This is a genomic window from Rhodanobacter sp. 7MK24 (assembly GCF_014842995.1).
Lineage (GTDB): Bacteria > Pseudomonadota > Gammaproteobacteria > Xanthomonadales > Rhodanobacteraceae > Rhodanobacter_A.
Genome location: NZ_JACYXL010000001.1, coordinates 39005 through 54278 on the forward strand (window position 1 = coordinate 39005; position 15274 = coordinate 54278).

Sequence of the window (15274 nt, forward strand, 5' to 3'; positions counted from 1 at the left end):
GCCGTCATTGCCAACGGAGACTAAGCATGCACAGCGCACTCAGGATCGCATCGGCCATGGCGGTGGCGCTGATGTCCGCGAGTTTCATGGCGGACGATGCAGAGGCGCAGCGATATGGTGGCGACGGCGGACCTCGGCCCGTCTATTGCGCCAGCAACGACACTCGCGGCACGCGTTGCCAGATGCCCTGGCGCGATTCGGTGCTGGTGCAGCAGTTGTCCAAGGCGCCGTGCGTCGAAGGGCAGACCTGGGGGCGCGACCCGTACAGCGTGTGGATCAAGGGCGGTTGTCGCGGCAACTTCGGCGATGCGCGTGCCTATGGTCGCCCCGGTTACGGGCCTGGCCCTGGCCAGGAAGTCTATTGCGCCAGCAACGACAACCGCGGCAACCGTTGCCAGGTGCCCTGGCGCTACTCGGTACTGTCGAGGCAGATGTCCGACGCCGGCTGCATCGAGGGGCGCACCTGGGGCAGCGACCCCTACAGCGTGTGGGTGAAGGGCGGCTGTCGCGGCCAGTTCCGCGATGCGCGGGACGTGCGGCCGCGCTGGTAACCGCGCGGACTGGCCGCTGCCGGCCTTCGGTAGCGGGATGCTAGAATTCCGGGTCTTTCTTCCTGTTCCCCAAGGGCTGCGGCCCGGAGTTCCAAGCGCATGCGCACGCATTACTGCGGCCTCATCGACGAGTCGCTGATCGGCCAGACCGTCACCTTGTGCGGCTGGGTCAACAAGATCCGCCTGCAGGCCCATGTGGCTTTCGTCGATCTGCGCGACCACGAGGGTCTGGCGCAGGTGGTGGTGGAGCGCGAGAACGCCGACGCGTTCGCCGTCGCCGGCGAGCTGGGCAACGAGTACTGCGTGCGCGTCACCGGCACGCTGCGCAAACGCCTGTCGGTGAACGACAAGCTGCGTACCGGCACGGTGGAAGTGCTGGCCGATACGGTGGAGGTGCTCAACGCCGCGAAGGACCTGCCGTTCGCGCTGCACGAGAACCCCAACGAAGACCTGCGGATGACCTACCGCTACCTCGACCTGCGCCGTCCCGAGATGCAGGCGATGATGCGCAAGCGCATCAAGCTGGTGCAGGCGCTGCGTCGCTATCTCGACGCGCGCGGCTTCCAGGACATCGAGACGCCCATCCTCACCAAGGCCACCCCGGAAGGCGCGCGCGACTACCTGGTGCCCAGCCGCGTGCATCCGGGCCAGTTCTATGCGCTGCCGCAGTCGCCGCAACTGTTCAAGCAGATCCTGATGATGGCGGGCTTCGACCGCTACTACCAGATCGCCCGCTGTTTCCGCGACGAGGACCTGCGCGCCGATCGCCAGCCGGAATTCACCCAGCTCGACCTCGAGTTCGCCTTCGTCGAGGAAAAGGACGTGCAGGATTTCGTGGAGGAACTGATCCGCCACGTGTTCAAGGAAGTGCAGGGCGTCGAGCTGGACGCGAGCTTCCCGCGCATGACGTGGGCGGAGGCGATGCGCCGCTTCGGTTCCGACAAGCCCGACCTGCGCATCACGCTGGAACTGGTGGACGTGGCCGAGGCACTGAAGCACATCGAGTTCAAGGTGTTCGCCGAGCCCGCCAACGACGCGGCCGGCCGCGTGGCCGCGCTGCGCGTGCCGGGCGGTGCGGCGCTGTCGCGCAAGGAGATCGACGGCCTTGCCGAATACGTCGCCAAGTACGGCGCCAAGGGCCTGGCGTGGATCAAGGTGGACGACCTCGCCAAGGGCCGCGAAGGCATCAATTCGCCGGTGGTGAAGTTCCTCGACGACGCAGCGCTGGATGCCGTGCTCAAGGCCACGGGCGCCGAGTCCGGCGACATCGTGTTCGTGGGCGCGGGCAAGTGGAAGGCCGTCACCGATTTCATGGGCGCGCTGCGCCTCAAGGTCGGCAAGGACCGCGGCCTGGTCGACGAGGGCTGGCGCCCACTGTGGGTCACCGACTTCCCGATGTTCGAGTACGACGAGGAGGAGCAGCGCTACGTGGCCCTGCATCACCCGTTCACCGCGCCGAAGATCGACGACATCGCCGATCTCAAGAGCCATGCCGCCACCGCGGTGAGCCGCGGCTATGACATGGTGCTCAACGGCAACGAGATCGGCGGCGGTTCGATCCGCATCCATCGCCCGGAGATGCAGAGCGCGGTGTTCGAGCTGCTCGGCATCGGCGCGGACGAGGCCGAGATGAAGTTCGGCTTCCTGCTCAAGGCGCTGAAGTTCGGCGCGCCGCCGCATGGCGGCCTGGCCTTCGGCATCGATCGCATCGCGGCGCTGATGGCCGGCACCGAATCGATCCGCGACGTGATCGCCTTCCCCAAGACCACCAGCGCGCAATGCCTGATGACCGACGCGCCGTCGGTGGTGAGCGAGGCGCAGCTGAAGGAACTCAGCGTGGCGGTGGCGATCGAGAAGGCCTGACCTTCCATTCCCCTTTCCTCCTGCAGGGATGAGGTGGCCAGAATGACTGGATGAGGGGAAGCTTGCGTTGAGCAAGATTGGGCTCCTCATCTCAGTCCTCTCCCCGACGGGGAGAGCGAGCAACGGCGAAGCGCGGAACTGATGACCCAACACGTGATCCTGTTGCACGGCCTGTGGATGCGCGGCTTCGCGCTGGGCATGCTGCATCGCCGGCTGATCGCCGACGGCTATCGCGTGCATCGCTTCGACTACCTGAGCGTGGCTTCGTCGCAGGAACGCATCCTCGCGCGGCTGCAGGCGCGGATGGCCGACTATGCTCCCGATACGGTGCATCTGGTGGGGCACAGCCTGGGTGGCCTGCTGGCCTTGCGTGCCTGCCTCGATGCCACGGCGTTGCCGTCGGGTCGCGTCGTCTGCCTCGGTTCGCCGCTCATGGGCAGCGCGGCGGCACGCGCCTTCGCAGCGTGGGGGCGTGGTGGCGAGGTGCTGCTGGGGCACAACCGCGACTTGTTGGAGCAGGGCTTCGAACGCTGGAATGGTCCGCGCGAAGTCGGCTTGATTGCCGGCCGCCTGCCGCTGGGGCTCGGCGCGATGCTGGGCCAGCTGGACGGCGAGCACGATGGCACCGTGGCGGTGGAGGAAACGCGCCTGCCCGGTCTGGCCGACCATCGCGTGGTCGAGGCCAACCACACCGGCCTGCTGTTCTCGCAGGAAGTGGCGCGGCAGGTGGACGCCTTCCTGCGGCATGGCCGTTTTGACGCCCCCCAGGCCTGATTCCGGCGCACTGGCGGCGATCTGCCCGTATTGCGGTAAAATCGTCCGCTTGTCTCTCTTGAGCACGTCCGGGAACCGCCATGGGTAGAGGTCCGTCCATCGAAGGCCGCAAGAACGCCGAAGACGCCAAGCGCGCCAAGGTGTTCACCAAGCTGATTCGCGAGATCACCGTCGCCACGCGCGCCGGCGTGGCTGATCCGGCGAGCAATCCGCGTCTGCGGGCGGCGGTGGACAAGGCGCTGGCGGCCAACATGCCCAAGGACACCATCGAGCGCGCGATCAAGCGCGGCTCGGGCGCCGACGGCGCCGGCGAGGAAATGCGCTACGAGGGCTACGGCCCCGGCGGCATCGCGCTGATCGTCGATTGCTTCACCGACAACCCGGTGCGTACCGTGGCCGACGTGCGCCACGCGCTGACCAAGTATGGCGGCAACCTCGGCACCTCCGGCTCGGTGGCCTTCCAGTTCACCCGCTGCGGCGAGCTGGTGTTCGTCACCGGCGGCGATGCGGCGAAGGAGGAGAAGGTGCTGGAAGCGGCCCTGGACGCCGGTGCCGACGACGTGGTGAACGAGAACGGCGAAAGCACGGTGCTCTGCGCACCGGAAAACTTCGAAACGGTGCAGCAGGCGCTGGCCGCGGCTGGCCTGGAGTCCGAGCACGCCGGCGTGAGCATGCGCCCCAACAACCGCACTGCGGTGAGCGGCGAAGCGCTGGAGGCGCTGCACACGCTGCTGGAGAAGCTCGACGCGCTGGACGACGTGAGCGAGGTCTACCACAACGCCCTGTTGCCCGCCGAGTCCGGCGAGTAAGCACTCACCCGCCTTCGCATCCATCACCCTGATGACCCGCATCATCGGCATCGACCCGGGCAGCCAGCGGACCGGCGTGGGCATCGTCGATGTCGATGCGCAGGGCAAGCTGGTGCACGTGTTTCACGGCGCACTCGCGGTGGCTGGCGAGGCGAGTTTCCCGCTGCGCCTGAAACGCATTTTTGACGAGCTGAATGACATCATCGCCGCCCATCGCCCGGACGAGTGCGGCATCGAGCGCGTGTTCATGGCGCGCAATGCCGACTCTGCCCTGAAACTGGGGCAGGCGAGAGGCGCCGCGATCTGCGCGGTGGTGAGCCAGGGGATCGCGGTGCACGAGTACGCAGCGACGGAAGTGAAGCAGGCCGTGGTCGGCAGCGGCCGCGGCGACAAGGCCCAGGTGCAGCACATGATCGGCGTCCTGCTCGGGCTGAAAGGGCCGATCCAGGCCGACGCCGCCGATGCGCTGGCGGTGGCGGTGGCGCATGCGCACACCCGTTCCAGCCTGCAGCGCGTGGGCATCCCGCGCACGGCATGGAGACGTCGCCGATGATCGGTCGCCTGCGCGGCATCCTCGTGTCGAAGCAGCCGCCATGGTTGCTGGTGGAAGTGGGCGGGGTCGGCTACGAGCTGGAAGCGCCGATGTCCACCGTCTATGACCTGCCGGGCCTGGGCAAGGAAGTGACCTTGCTCACCCATTACGCGCAGAAAGAAGACAGCGTGTCGCTGTACGGCTTCCTCACCGACGCCGAGCGCGCGCTGTTCCGCAATTTGCAGAAGGTCTCGGGCATCGGCGCGAAGATCGCGTTGGCGGTGCTGTCCGGCGTCTCGACCAGCGACTTCGCGCGGCTGGTGCAGGCCGGCGACGTGGTGGCGCTGACCAAGATCCCCGGCATCGGCAAGAAGACCGCCGAGCGCATCATCGTGGAGCTGCGCGATCGCTTGGATGGCATGGCGGTGAGCCTGTCCGGCGCTTCGCCGGCCAGCGCACCGCTCGACGCGGTCGGCGAGGCCACGGTGGCGCTGCAGCAGTTGGGTTACAAGCCTGCCGAAGTGACGCGGCTGGTGCAGAAGGTTGCCGCCGACGGCGACGATGCCGAAACCATCATCCGCAAGGCGCTGCGCGCCGCGCTGGGGAGTTGATCGTGGGTTACGACGTACATCAAGGCATGGGCGATGCCGAAACCAAGAAGCGCCTCGCGGCGCTCGCGCTGGGCGCGATCGGCGTCGTCTATGGCGACATCGGCACGAGTCCGCTGTACACGCTGCAGAGCACGCTCAGCATGGACGGGCTGAGACCCACGCAGGAAAGCATCTTCGGCGTGCTGTCGCTGATCTTCTGGGCGCAGATCATCGTGGTGTCGCTCAAGTACGTGGTGTTCATCATGCGCGCCGACAACAAGGGCGAGGGCGGCATCATGGCCCTGATGGCGCTGGCGCTGCGCAGCGTGCGCGAGCAGCCGAGGCTGCGCTGGGGGCTTGCGATTCTCGGCATTTTCGGCGCGTCGCTGTTCTACGGTGACGGCGTGATCACGCCGGCGATTTCTGTACTGGGCGCGGTGGAAGGCGTGAAGGTGGCGGCGCCCGGGCTGGGTCATTGGGTGGTGCCGTTGACGGTGGTCGTGCTGCTGGTGCTGTTCTGGCTGCAGCGACGCGGCACCGACCACGTAGGGCGACTGTTCGGGCCGGTGATGGTGGTGTGGTTCGTGGTGATTGCCCTGCTGGGCGTCAACATGATCCTGCGCAATCCGCATGTCCTGTGGGCGCTCGATCCGATGTATGGCGTACGCTTCTTCCACACGCACGGGAGCAAGGCGTTCATCTCGTTGGGCGGCGTGGTGCTGGCGCTGACCGGAGCGGAGGCGCTGTATGCCGACATGGGGCATTTCGGCAAGCGGCCCATCCGGATGGCCTGGTTCAGCTTCGTGCTGCCAGCGCTGATCCTGAATTATTTCGGCCAGGGCGCATTGCTGCTGGACCAGCCGGGAGCCATCGACAGTCCGTTCTTCAAGATGGTGCCGTCCATGATGCTGTACCCGGTGATCGGCCTGGCCACCGCGGCTGCGGTGATCGCTTCGCAAGCGGTGATCTCGGGTGCATTCTCGATGACGCGCGAGGCGATGTCGCTGGGGTATTCCATGCGCATGCCGGTAGTGCACACCTCGCGCGAGATGTCCGGCCAGATCTTCGTGCCGTGGGTCAACAGCTTCCTGCTGGTGATGGTGCTGTTCGCGGTGCTGCATTTCGGCAGCTCCGACTCGCTTAGTGCGGCTTATGGCATCGCGGTGACCGGCACGATGAGCATCACGACCCTCCTGGCGCTGTTCGTGGCACGCCATCAGTGGGGCTGGAAACTGCCGCTGGTGGTGGTGGTGGGCGCCTGCTTCCTGGCCATCGACCTGGCGTTCTTCTCCGCCAACGCGATCAAGATCGAGGCCGGTGGCTGGTTTCCGCTGGTGCTGGGCGTGGCCGTGTTCATCGTGATGACCACGTGGCGCCGCGGCCGCGAGCTGGTGGTGCGCGAGATCAAGCAGGGCGGTCTGGCGCTGGCTCCGTTCATCGAGGCCATGCGCAAGCATTCGCCGCTGCGCGTGCCGGGTACGGCGGTGTTCCTCACTGCCAACCAGAACGCGGTGCCACATGCACTGTTGCACAACCTCAAGCACAACAAGGTGCTGCACGAGCGCAATGTGCTGCTGACGGTGGAAGTGCTGGAGTCGCCAGTGGCCGACGCCGATGAGCGCATCCACATCGATGCGCTGGGTGACGAGTTCTACGGTATCGCGTTGCGCTTCGGCTTCGCCGAGGATCCGAATGTGCCGGTATCGCTGTCGCAATGCTCGCGTGCGGGCGCCTCATTCGACATGATGGACACCACCTTCTTCCTGTCGCGCGAGAACATCGTGGCCGACAAGCGGCGCCCTGGTATGGCGCTCTGGCGCGACAAGCTGTTCGCCTTCATGTTCCGCAACGCCCTGCCGGCGACCGCATATTTCAAGATTCCGGGCAATCGGTTGATCGAACTGGGCGCTCAGGTCGAAATCTGATCGGCCATAATGCCGGCATGACCGACCATCGCATCATTACCCCCGTCTCCCAGCTCGACGACGAGGCGCTGGAGGCGACGATCCGTCCGCGCCGCTTCGCCGAGTACCTCGGCCAGCAGGCGGTGCGCGAGCAGTTGGAGATCTACATCGAGGCGGCTCGCAGACGCGGTGGCGCGTTGGATCACGTGCTGATCTTCGGGCCGCCCGGCCTGGGCAAGACCACGCTCAGCCACGTCATCGCCAACGAACTCGGGGTGAGCCTGCGCTCCACCTCAGGCCCCGTGCTGGAACGCGCTGGCGACCTCGCCGCCCTGCTCACCAACCTGCAGCCTAACGACGTGCTGTTCGTGGACGAGATCCACCGGTTGTCGCCCGCGGTCGAAGAGGTGCTCTACCCGGCGATGGAGGACTTCCAGATCGACATCATGATCGGCGAGGGGCCGGCTGCGCGCTCGATCAAGCTGGACCTGCCCCAATTCACCCTGATCGGTGCCACCACGCGGGCCGGGATGCTTACGGCCCCTTTGCGCGACCGTTTCGGCATCGTGCAGCGGCTGGAGTTCTATACCGTCGACGAGCTCACCGCGATCGTGCGCCGCGCCGCGAAGATCCTGGGCATCGCCTGCGAGATCGACGGTGCGCAGGAGATCGCCCGTCGCTCGCGCGGCACGCCGCGCATCGCCAACCGCCTGCTGCGCCGGGTGCGCGACTACGCCGAGGTGCGTGCGGACGGCCAGATCACCCTGGCCGCCGCGCAGGCCGCGCTGGATATGCTGAAGATCGACCCCGACGGCCTCGACGAACTGGACCGCCGCATGCTCGGCACCATCATCGAGAGCTTCGAGGGCGGTCCGGTGGGCGTGGAATCGCTGGCCGCCGCGCTCAGCGAGGACCGTGGCACGCTGGAGGACGTGGTCGAGCCCTACCTGATCCAGCAGGGCTACCTGGTGCGCACCGCGCGCGGCCGCATGGCCAGCGCGCGCGCTTGGCGCCACCTTGGCCTGGCGCCACCGCCGCGTCAGTCGCAGGCCGCAGATCTGTTCGCCGGGGATGGCCTCGATGGCTGAGCGCGAACCCTTCCGCTGGCCGGTGCGGGTGTACTGGGAAGACACCGATGCCGGTGGCGTGGTCTACCACGCCAGCTATCTGCGCTTCCTGGAGCGCGCCCGCAGCGAATGGCTGCGCGCGCTGGGCATCAGCCAGATGGCCTACAAGGAAAGCACCGGGCTGGCCTTCCTGGTGCGCGAGATGCAGCTGGATTTCCTGCGCGCCGCCCTGCTGGACGATGAACTGTCGGTGACGGTGGCTGTCAAGGAACGGCGCGCAGCCAGTATCCTTTTCACCCAGACGATAGATCGTGCTGACGGTGCCTGCCTGGTTCGCGCCGGGGTGCGCGTGGCCTGCGTGGATACGCGGCGCATGCGCGCCGTAGCCATGCCTGCCGATCTGTTCCCCGAATCATCCCCTCTCTGACAACCTTGCCGACGCGGAGTGCCCCAAGCCAATGAACGGCGGACTCAATGTTCTCGACCTGATCATCCATTCCAGTCTGCCGGTACAGGGCGTGCTGGTGATCCTGATGATCTTCTCCTTCCTGTCGTGGGTCATCATCATCCGCAAGCTGGGCCAGACCAAGGCGGCGCTGGAGAACGCGGAGAATTTCGAGGAGCGCTTCTGGTCCGGCGGCGACCTGGCACAGCTGTTCCGCGAAGTGAGCAGTCGCGGTGCGGAAGGCGGCCTGGAGACCATCTTCGAATCGGGCTTCCGCGAATTCGCCCGCCAGCGACAGCGCAGGACCCACGACACGCGCGGCGTGATCGAGGGCACCGAGCGCGCGATGCAGGTAGCCAGCACCCGCGAAATCGGTGCACTTGAGCGCAGCCTGGAGTTCCTCGCCAACGTCGGCTCGATCAGTCCCTACGTGGGTCTGTTCGGCACGGTGTGGGGCATCATGGGCGCGTTCCAGGGCCTGGGCGACATGAAGGACGTCACCATCGCCGTGGTCGCGCCGCACATCTCCGAGGCGCTGATCGCCACCGCGATGGGCCTGTTTGCGGCGATCCCGGCGCAATGGATGTACAACCGCTTCGCCACCAAGGTGGAGCGCATCGCCTCGCGCTACGACGTCTTCCAGGAAGAGTTCTCCTCCGTGTTGCAGCGGCAGATCCAGGCCGACGACGCGGCTTGAGTGGAGCGTTGACATGCGAAATGCGCGGCGCCACAAGCGCTACAAGCTGAAATCCGAGATCAACGTCGTTCCCTATATCGACGTGATGCTGGTGCTGCTCATCATTTTCATGGTGACCACGCCCATGCTGAACTCCAACGTGGACGTGAACCTGCCGCAGGCCAATGCCAAGGCGCTGCAGGGCAAGAAGGATTCGTTGGTGGTGCAGGTGGCGAAGGACGGCACGCTGGCCCTCATCATAGGCAATGGCAAACCCCAGCCGGTGGACGAGGCCGACCTGCAGACCAAGGTCAAGGCGTTCCTGGATGCCAACCAGCAGCTCACCGTGCTGGTGGCAGGCGACACCAGCGGCAACTACGGCGGCGTGTACAAGGTGCTGGCGGACCTGCAGCAGGCCGGCGTGGACAAGGTTGGCCTGATGAGCACGCCCGGCGACGGTTCCAGCCAGGGTCAGGGGTCCCATGGACGACCGTAAGGGCATCCCGCGGGCAGTAGTGCTGTCCGCGCTGCTGCATCTGGGCATCGTCGCGTTTCTGTTCCTCGCGGTACTGCCCTGCACCAGCTACGAAAACTTCATCAACACGCTGGGCCTGCCCGCGTGGATGAACCCGATCACCTGTTCACCTCCCTTGCAGCTGAAAGGGCCGGTGATCGAGGCCACTCTGATCGGGCCCACCGGCAGTCCGCCCCCGAAATCGGTCAAGGTCAAGCCGGTTCCCAACACCGTGCCGCCGCCGCCTTCGGTGCCGCCACCGCCCCCTCCGCCGGTGACGCAGCCCAAGATTGCGCCGTTGCCGCCCCCGCCGGAGCACCCCGACGTGAAGGACCAGGAGCGCGTGGTCGAGCAGGGCGTGCAGCAGGCCGAGGAGAAACAAGTCCAGGAAGAGAAGCAGCGCCAGCGCCAGGCGGAGCTGGACGCGCAGGCCGCCAAGCAGAAGGAAGATCTGAAGAAATTCGACCAGATGCTCGCCCAGGTGGACGCGGCCTCGGCGCAGACCAAGAAACTGGACAGCAAGGCGAAGCAGGCCAAGCAGCAACTCGACGACCTCAAGAACGCCCAGGACAATGGCCAGCCCGACCTGCCCAATGCCGCGCAGCGGCAAACCGGCAACAATGCGCAGAACAGCGACCTTACCAGCGAGTACATAGCCGCCATTCAGAATGCGGTCACGCCCAACTGGAGGCGCCCAGATAACATGCCGAGTGCCCCATGTAAGGTGCATATCGTGCAGATGGTCGGTGGAGAAGTGGTCAGCGCGACAGCCGATCCCAGTTGCCCGTATGACGAAGTAGGCCGGCGCTCAGTGGAAAATGCGATCCTGACCACCCACACCTTGCCGTACAAGGGTTTCGAGAGCCTGTTCAGCCGAAACCTGACTTTCACATTCACGCCGCAATGAAGAACCTCATGCGCAAACCGAATCCGTTGTATTCCTTCGTCCTGTTGCTCGTGACGGTGCTGTTTGCCAACACAGCGGTAGCCCAGACCTCCGGCCTCGACATCCAGATCGTCGGCGGCGTGAAGACCGCCACCCCGATCGCCGTGGTGCCGTTCGCGCAGCCCGGCGTGGCGCCCTTGCCCACCGACGTGGCCGACGTGATTCGTGCCGATCTCAACCGCTGCGGCAAGTTCCGTGCGCTGGCCAAGAGCGACATCGTCGAGTTCCCAGCCAAAGGCGCCGACATCAACTACGGCACCTGGCGCCTGCTCAAGCAGGACTACATCACGGTCGGCCATATCAGCGACGCCGGCAACGGCATGGTGCGGGTCGATTACGAGCTGTGGGACGTGAACCGGCAGCAGAACCTGCTGGCAGGGTATTTCGCGGCCCCGGCAGGCGACCTGCGTGGTGTGGCCCATCAGATCGCCGACGCCATCTACCAGAAGATCACCGGTGTGCGCGGCGCGTTCTGGACCCGTATCGCCTACATCACCCAGACCGGCCTGGGCGACAACACCAACTATGCACTGGTGGTGGCCGATTCGGATGGTTACAACCCGCAGGTCGTGGCGCGTTCGCGCGAGTCGCTGATGTCGCCGGCATGGTCGCCGGACGGCAAGAAGATCGCCTACGTCTCCTTCGAGAGCGGCAATTCGCAAATCTACGTGCAGGACCTCACCACCGGTGCCCGCCAGTTGGTGGAGTCCCACAAGAAGGGTATCAATGGCGCGCCGGCATGGTCGCCGGATGGTCGCAGGTTGGCGGTGGCGCTGTCCTTCACCGGCCACCTCGAGTTGTACGTGCTCGATGTGGCGTCGCACCAGGAAACCCAGTTGACCCATGGCATGTCGATCAACACCGAGTCGGTGTGGGCGCCGGATGGCCAGTCCCTCTATTTCACTTCCGACCGCTCGGGCCGCCCCCAGATCTACCAGATACCGGCGAGCGGCGGCACGCCCCAGCGCATCAGTTTCCAGGGTACGTACAACTCCAACTCCGACATCAGCTACGACGGCAAGGAACTTGCCATGGTGCAGGGCAACGGGAACGTGTATCGTATTGCAATCATGGATCTGGGCTTGGGCGGGCAGGTGCGTTACCTCTCGCCGGGCCCGCTGGATTTCGGCCCCAGTTGGGCGCCGAACGCCAGCATGTTGCTGTACGGTGCAACTGAAGGCCCGCGCGGCGTGCTGTATGCCACTTCGTCGGATGGCATGGTGCGTCAGCGCCTCGCGCTCGCCAATGGCAGCGTGAGCGATCCTTCCTGGGGACCGTATCGGCAACAGCAATGAATTCGTGCCGCCGCATTCGCGTGAGGCGGTCGATGCCGGGGACGGCCCGCGAGGGTCGCGCCCGGCGTGTTTTGCGGTCGGGGCGTTGTCGTGCCAAGGCCAGCCACTGATGGCGAGCATCACACGCCGTTGATCTTGCAATAACAAAAATCAATAACAGCCGGACCACCGGCGAATTTCGTCCCGTAACCCGTCCGTCACTGCATGTCGGATCTCACACACGTTTGAAGGAACGTCACCATGAATAAGACCGTTCGCGTCGCCCTGGTCGCCCTGCTCTGCGTTGGCGCGGCCGCCTGTTCCAAGAAGCAGCAGGTCAAGCCGCAGGGCCCGACCAGCGAGCCCGTTACCCAGACCCAGCCGGCTGACACCAGCGGCAAGTACCAGCTCGGCGACCTGGAGAAGGATGCCTGCCTGCGTCAGCGCGTCGTGTACTTCGATTTCGACAAGGACGAGATCAAGCCGGAGTTCCAGCAGATCATGGCTTGCCATGCCAAGTACCTGCAGGATCGCCCGATGGCGCAGATGCGCCTCGAAGGCAACACCGACGAGCGCGGTTCGAAGGAATACAACCTGGGCCTCGGCGAGCGTCGTGCGAACGCCGTGTCCAGCGCGCTGCAGGCCAACGGCGGTTCCGCCAGCCAGGTCAGCGTGATCTCGTACGGCAAGGAAAAGCCGGTGTGCCGCGAGCACAACGAGGACTGCTGGAGCAAGAACCGTCGCGTCGAGATCGTCTACACGGCCGAGTAATCGATGCAACGACTGGTCAGCAAATTTGCAGCCAGAATCGGCATGGCGGGCGCAATCGCGTCCGCCATGCTTTTCGTGCTGCCGGCATCCGCACAGGACTCGCGCCTGAGCCTCGCCGATCGCGTTTCGCTGCTTGAGCAGCAGGCGCAGAACAAGAACCAGAGCGGCGCCGAACTGGTCAACCAGTTGCAGCAGATGCAATCGCAGCTGCGCGACATGCAGGGCCAGATCGAGGAATTGCAGCACCAGCTGCAGCAGCTTCAGGACAAGAGCAAGGATCAGTACACCGATCTCGACTCCCGCATGGGACGTCTCGAGGCCGGCAATCAGACACAGGGCGGGGGCGCACCAGGCTCGTCCAGCAGCAGCGCACCGGCTGCGGCCGCCACAGGCTCGGCCACTGCAGGCGCAGCTGCTCCGGCAACCAGCGCGGCCGCTCCGGCGCAAGCTGGCGACAGCGGCAAGCCGCCGCTTTCCGCCGCGGACAATGCGGCAGCACAGGCTGCCTACGATGCCGCTTTCAAGACCCTGCGCAGCGGCGATTACGTGGGCGCCTCGCGCCAGTTCCGCACCTTCATCGAGAAGTACCCGAATCACTCGCTCACCCCCAATGCCTTCTACTGGCTGGGCGAGTCGTACTACGTCACCACCAACTACGACGTGGCTCTGCAGGCCTTCCAGCACCTGCTGAGCCAGTTCCCGCAGAGCGAGAAGGCGCCCGACGCAATGCTCAAGGTCGGCTACTGCCAGTACGAGTTGAAGCAGGTGCCTGCGGCCAAGTCCACGCTTGAAGCGTTGGTCAGCAAGTATCCCGGCTCCAAGGCCGCCAATCTGGCGAAGGAGCGGCTGAGCCGCATCCAGCAGGCTGGCTGAGGTTGCGGCCGTGGTCGATGCAGACAGCAGCGTGGTGATCGCCGCGCCTTCGATGGCCGCCGAGCGGTTGCGCATCACCGAGATCTTCCACTCGATCCAGGGCGAAGCCGACGCGATCGGTTGGCGCACCGTGTTCGTGCGCTTGACCGGTTGCCCGCTGCGCTGCACTTGGTGCGATACCACTTACTCGTTTTACGGCGGTGAATGGCGGGCCATCGACGAGATCCTTGCCGAGGTCGCCAGCCATGGCGCGCGGCATGTCTGCGTTACCGGTGGCGAGCCACTGGCGCAGAAGCGTTGCCTGATCTTGCTGCAGCGCCTGTGCGATGCGGGTTACGAGGTTTCGCTGGAAACCTCCGGCGCACTGGATGTCTCCACGGTCGATCCGCGCGTGCGCAAAGTGGTGGATTTGAAGGCGCCGGACTCCGGCGAAAGCGCACGCAACCTGTGGTCGAATCTGGATCACTTGTTGCCGCACGACCAGATCAAGATCGTGATCGCCAGCCGGGCCGACTACGAATGGGCGCGCGATGTGGTGGCCGAACACGCCATTGAGCAGCGCTGCATGGTGCTGTTCTCGCCGGTATGGGGGAACGTCGAGCCACGCGAGCTGGCTGAATGGATCATCGACGACAAATTGCCGGTGCGCTTCCAGTTGCAGTTGCACAAACTGTTGTGGAACGACGCAAAGGGAAAGTGAGAGTCGACGAGCGCGTTCGACCCACGGCCGCGCTCAAGGAAAATCCGCGCTGTGGCCTGTCTTGCCGCAAGCGTTTCTCCGGCCGGTGACCGGCCGTTCTGTAGTGGACGAAACCCATGACTGAAACTTCAACCCGCAAGGCCGTCGTGCTCGTTTCCGGCGGCATGGATTCGGCTGTCACTGTGGCCATCGCTCGCGAGCAGGGCTATCAGGTGCATGCGCTCAGTGTTGCCTATGGCCAGCGCCACAGTTCCGAACTGGAAGCTTCCGAGCGCGTGTCGCACTTGCTGGGTGCGGTCGAGCACAAGACCGTGCAGGTAGATCTGCGCAGCATCGGTGGCTCGGCGCTCACCGCCGACATCGACGTGCCGCTGGACGACGACGCGCACGACGGCGACGGCCATATCCCAGCCACCTACGTGCCTGCGCGCAACACCATCATGCTGTCGATCGCATTGGGCTGGGCCGAGGTGCTGGGCTCCACCGACATCTGGTGCGGCGTCAATGCGGTGGATTATTCGGGGTACCCGGACTGTCGTCCGGCCTTCATCGAGGCATTCGAGACACTGGCGAACGTGGCCACTAAGGCAGGTGTTGAAGGTGCGGGCTTCCGCATCCATGCACCGCTGATGCGCATGAGCAAGGCCGACATCGCGCGCGAAGGCCGGCGCCTCGGCGTGGATTTCTCCACCACCGTGAGCTGCTACCAGGCCGACACCGAAGGCCGCGCCTGTGGCCATTGCGACGCCTGCCGCCTGCGTGCGCAGGGTTTCCGCGAGGCTGGGTTGCCTGACCCTACGCGTTACGTCTGAGGCGCTTTTTGCTTGTGCGCATGCAGCGCAATCCCTAAAATCGCCAATCCGCTTGTCATGACGGGTCGTTAGCTCAGTTGGTAGAGCACTGGACTTTTAATCCATTGGTCCCGGGTTCGAGTCCCGGACGACCCACCAAGCCTCAGTAGAGCGCCCGTCGTCGGGCGCTCTTT

17 protein-coding genes and 1 tRNA gene are annotated in these 15274 nt (G+C 65.4%); all 18 read left to right on the plus strand.

Annotated elements, in window-relative coordinates:
* Positions 1-26 precede the first annotated feature (26 nt).
* The 18 genes from IHE49_RS00140 to IHE49_RS00225 all read left to right on the plus strand — a co-directional run bounded on the left by IHE49_RS00140 (position 27) and on the right by IHE49_RS00225 (position 15239).
* Positions 27-551: a DUF3011 domain-containing protein gene (locus tag IHE49_RS00140; RefSeq protein WP_192153775.1), complete on the plus strand. Its 525-nt coding sequence runs from the start codon at positions 27-29 to the stop codon at positions 549-551.
* A gap of 99 nt (positions 552-650) precedes the next feature.
* The gene (gene aspS / locus IHE49_RS00145; protein ID WP_192153777.1) at positions 651-2414 is read left to right on the plus strand and encodes an aspartate--tRNA ligase; all 1764 of its coding nucleotides are present in this window, start codon (positions 651-653) and stop codon (positions 2412-2414) included.
* 141 nt (positions 2415-2555) lie between these two features.
* Entirely contained in the window at positions 2556-3188 is a 633-nt protein-coding gene (locus IHE49_RS00150; RefSeq protein ID WP_192153779.1) for an alpha/beta hydrolase, read from the plus strand.
* Positions 3189-3268: 80 nt separating this feature from the next.
* Positions 3269-3997 carry a YebC/PmpR family DNA-binding transcriptional regulator gene (locus IHE49_RS00155; RefSeq protein ID WP_192153781.1) on the plus strand — a complete coding sequence of 243 codons (729 nt, stop codon included), beginning with the start codon at positions 3269-3271 and terminating at the stop codon, positions 3995-3997.
* 31 nt (positions 3998-4028) lie between these two features.
* Positions 4029-4550, plus strand: a complete 522-nt coding sequence (gene ruvC / locus IHE49_RS00160) for a crossover junction endodeoxyribonuclease RuvC (RefSeq protein ID WP_192153783.1) — start codon at positions 4029-4031, stop codon at positions 4548-4550.
* Positions 4547-5140 carry a Holliday junction branch migration protein RuvA gene (gene ruvA / locus IHE49_RS00165; protein ID WP_192153785.1) on the plus strand — a complete coding sequence of 198 codons (594 nt, stop codon included), beginning with the start codon at positions 4547-4549 and terminating at the stop codon, positions 5138-5140. The genes ruvC and ruvA overlap by 4 nt, the downstream gene beginning before the upstream one ends.
* 26 nt (positions 5141-5166) lie before the next feature.
* Positions 5167-7044, plus strand: coding sequence for a potassium transporter Kup (locus IHE49_RS00170; RefSeq protein ID WP_192155335.1), 1878 nt, complete (start codon positions 5167-5169; stop codon positions 7042-7044).
* 17 nt (positions 7045-7061) lie between these two features.
* Positions 7062-8111 carry a Holliday junction branch migration DNA helicase RuvB gene (gene ruvB / locus IHE49_RS00175; RefSeq protein WP_192153787.1) on the plus strand — a complete coding sequence of 350 codons (1050 nt, stop codon included), beginning with the start codon at positions 7062-7064 and terminating at the stop codon, positions 8109-8111.
* Positions 8104-8517, plus strand: coding sequence for a tol-pal system-associated acyl-CoA thioesterase (gene ybgC, locus IHE49_RS00180; protein ID WP_192153789.1), 414 nt, complete (start codon positions 8104-8106; stop codon positions 8515-8517). Before ruvB ends, ybgC begins: the two co-directional genes overlap by 8 nt.
* Positions 8518-8548: 31 nt before the next feature.
* Positions 8549-9232 (plus strand): protein TolQ, encoded by a 684-nt coding sequence (gene tolQ, locus IHE49_RS00185; RefSeq protein WP_192153791.1) that lies wholly within the window; start codon positions 8549-8551, stop codon positions 9230-9232.
* Between the two features lie 13 nt (positions 9233-9245).
* Positions 9246-9707 (plus strand): protein TolR, encoded by a 462-nt coding sequence (tolR, locus tag IHE49_RS00190; RefSeq protein WP_192153793.1) that lies wholly within the window; start codon positions 9246-9248, stop codon positions 9705-9707.
* The gene (locus IHE49_RS00195) at positions 9694-10632 is read left to right on the plus strand and encodes a cell envelope integrity protein TolA (RefSeq protein WP_192153795.1); all 939 of its coding nucleotides are present in this window, start codon (positions 9694-9696) and stop codon (positions 10630-10632) included. The genes tolR and IHE49_RS00195 overlap by 14 nt, the downstream gene beginning before the upstream one ends.
* An 8-nt stretch (positions 10633-10640) precedes the next feature.
* Entirely contained in the window at positions 10641-11966 is a 1326-nt protein-coding gene (gene tolB / locus IHE49_RS00200) for a Tol-Pal system beta propeller repeat protein TolB (protein WP_192153797.1), read from the plus strand.
* 240 nt (positions 11967-12206) lie between these two features.
* Entirely contained in the window at positions 12207-12716 is a 510-nt protein-coding gene (gene pal, locus IHE49_RS00205) for a peptidoglycan-associated lipoprotein Pal (RefSeq protein WP_192153799.1), read from the plus strand.
* Between the two features lie 42 nt (positions 12717-12758).
* On the plus strand, positions 12759-13589 hold the full coding sequence (ybgF, locus tag IHE49_RS00210; protein WP_192153801.1) for a tol-pal system protein YbgF: 831 nt from the start codon (positions 12759-12761) through the stop codon (positions 13587-13589).
* 52 nt (positions 13590-13641) lie between these two features.
* Positions 13642-14289: a 7-carboxy-7-deazaguanine synthase QueE gene (gene queE / locus IHE49_RS00215; RefSeq protein ID WP_192155337.1), complete on the plus strand. Its 648-nt coding sequence runs from the start codon at positions 13642-13644 to the stop codon at positions 14287-14289.
* A 116-nt stretch (positions 14290-14405) separates the two neighbouring features.
* Positions 14406-15101: a 7-cyano-7-deazaguanine synthase QueC gene (queC, locus tag IHE49_RS00220; protein WP_192153803.1), complete on the plus strand. Its 696-nt coding sequence runs from the start codon at positions 14406-14408 to the stop codon at positions 15099-15101.
* Between the two features lie 62 nt (positions 15102-15163).
* Positions 15164-15239: transfer RNA gene (locus tag IHE49_RS00225), tRNA-Lys, on the plus strand.
* Positions 15240-15274 lie beyond the last annotated feature (35 nt).

What these genes read in the sequence shown, in the direction of transcription:
- IHE49_RS00140 (WP_192153775.1), top strand. Translation starts at nt 27, where the DNA reads ATGCACAGCGCACTCAGGATCGCATCGGCCATGGCGGTGGCGCTGATG.
- ruvC (WP_192153783.1), top strand. Translation starts at nt 4,029, where the DNA reads ATGACCCGCATCATCGGCATCGACCCGGGCAGCCAGCGGACCGGCGTG.
- tolQ (WP_192153791.1), top strand. Translation starts at nt 8,549, where the DNA reads ATGAACGGCGGACTCAATGTTCTCGACCTGATCATCCATTCCAGTCTG.
- tolB (WP_192153797.1), top strand. Translation starts at nt 10,641, where the DNA reads ATGCGCAAACCGAATCCGTTGTATTCCTTCGTCCTGTTGCTCGTGACG.
- queC (WP_192153803.1), top strand. Translation starts at nt 14,406, where the DNA reads ATGACTGAAACTTCAACCCGCAAGGCCGTCGTGCTCGTTTCCGGCGGC.
- IHE49_RS00170 (WP_192155335.1), top strand. Translation starts at nt 5,167, where the DNA reads ATGGGCGATGCCGAAACCAAGAAGCGCCTCGCGGCGCTCGCGCTGGGC.
- IHE49_RS00195 (WP_192153795.1), top strand. Translation starts at nt 9,694, where the DNA reads ATGGACGACCGTAAGGGCATCCCGCGGGCAGTAGTGCTGTCCGCGCTG.
- IHE49_RS00155 (WP_192153781.1), top strand. Translation starts at nt 3,269, where the DNA reads ATGGGTAGAGGTCCGTCCATCGAAGGCCGCAAGAACGCCGAAGACGCC.
- aspS (WP_192153777.1), top strand. Translation starts at nt 651, where the DNA reads ATGCGCACGCATTACTGCGGCCTCATCGACGAGTCGCTGATCGGCCAG.
- tolR (WP_192153793.1), top strand. Translation starts at nt 9,246, where the DNA reads ATGCGAAATGCGCGGCGCCACAAGCGCTACAAGCTGAAATCCGAGATC.
- IHE49_RS00150 (WP_192153779.1), top strand. Translation starts at nt 2,556, where the DNA reads ATGACCCAACACGTGATCCTGTTGCACGGCCTGTGGATGCGCGGCTTC.
- queE (WP_192155337.1), top strand. Translation starts at nt 13,642, where the DNA reads ATGGCCGCCGAGCGGTTGCGCATCACCGAGATCTTCCACTCGATCCAG.
- ruvB (WP_192153787.1), top strand. Translation starts at nt 7,062, where the DNA reads ATGACCGACCATCGCATCATTACCCCCGTCTCCCAGCTCGACGACGAG.
- ruvA (WP_192153785.1), top strand. Translation starts at nt 4,547, where the DNA reads ATGATCGGTCGCCTGCGCGGCATCCTCGTGTCGAAGCAGCCGCCATGG.
- ybgF (WP_192153801.1), top strand. Translation starts at nt 12,759, where the DNA reads ATGGCGGGCGCAATCGCGTCCGCCATGCTTTTCGTGCTGCCGGCATCC.
- ybgC (WP_192153789.1), top strand. Translation starts at nt 8,104, where the DNA reads ATGGCTGAGCGCGAACCCTTCCGCTGGCCGGTGCGGGTGTACTGGGAA.
- pal (WP_192153799.1), top strand. Translation starts at nt 12,207, where the DNA reads ATGAATAAGACCGTTCGCGTCGCCCTGGTCGCCCTGCTCTGCGTTGGC.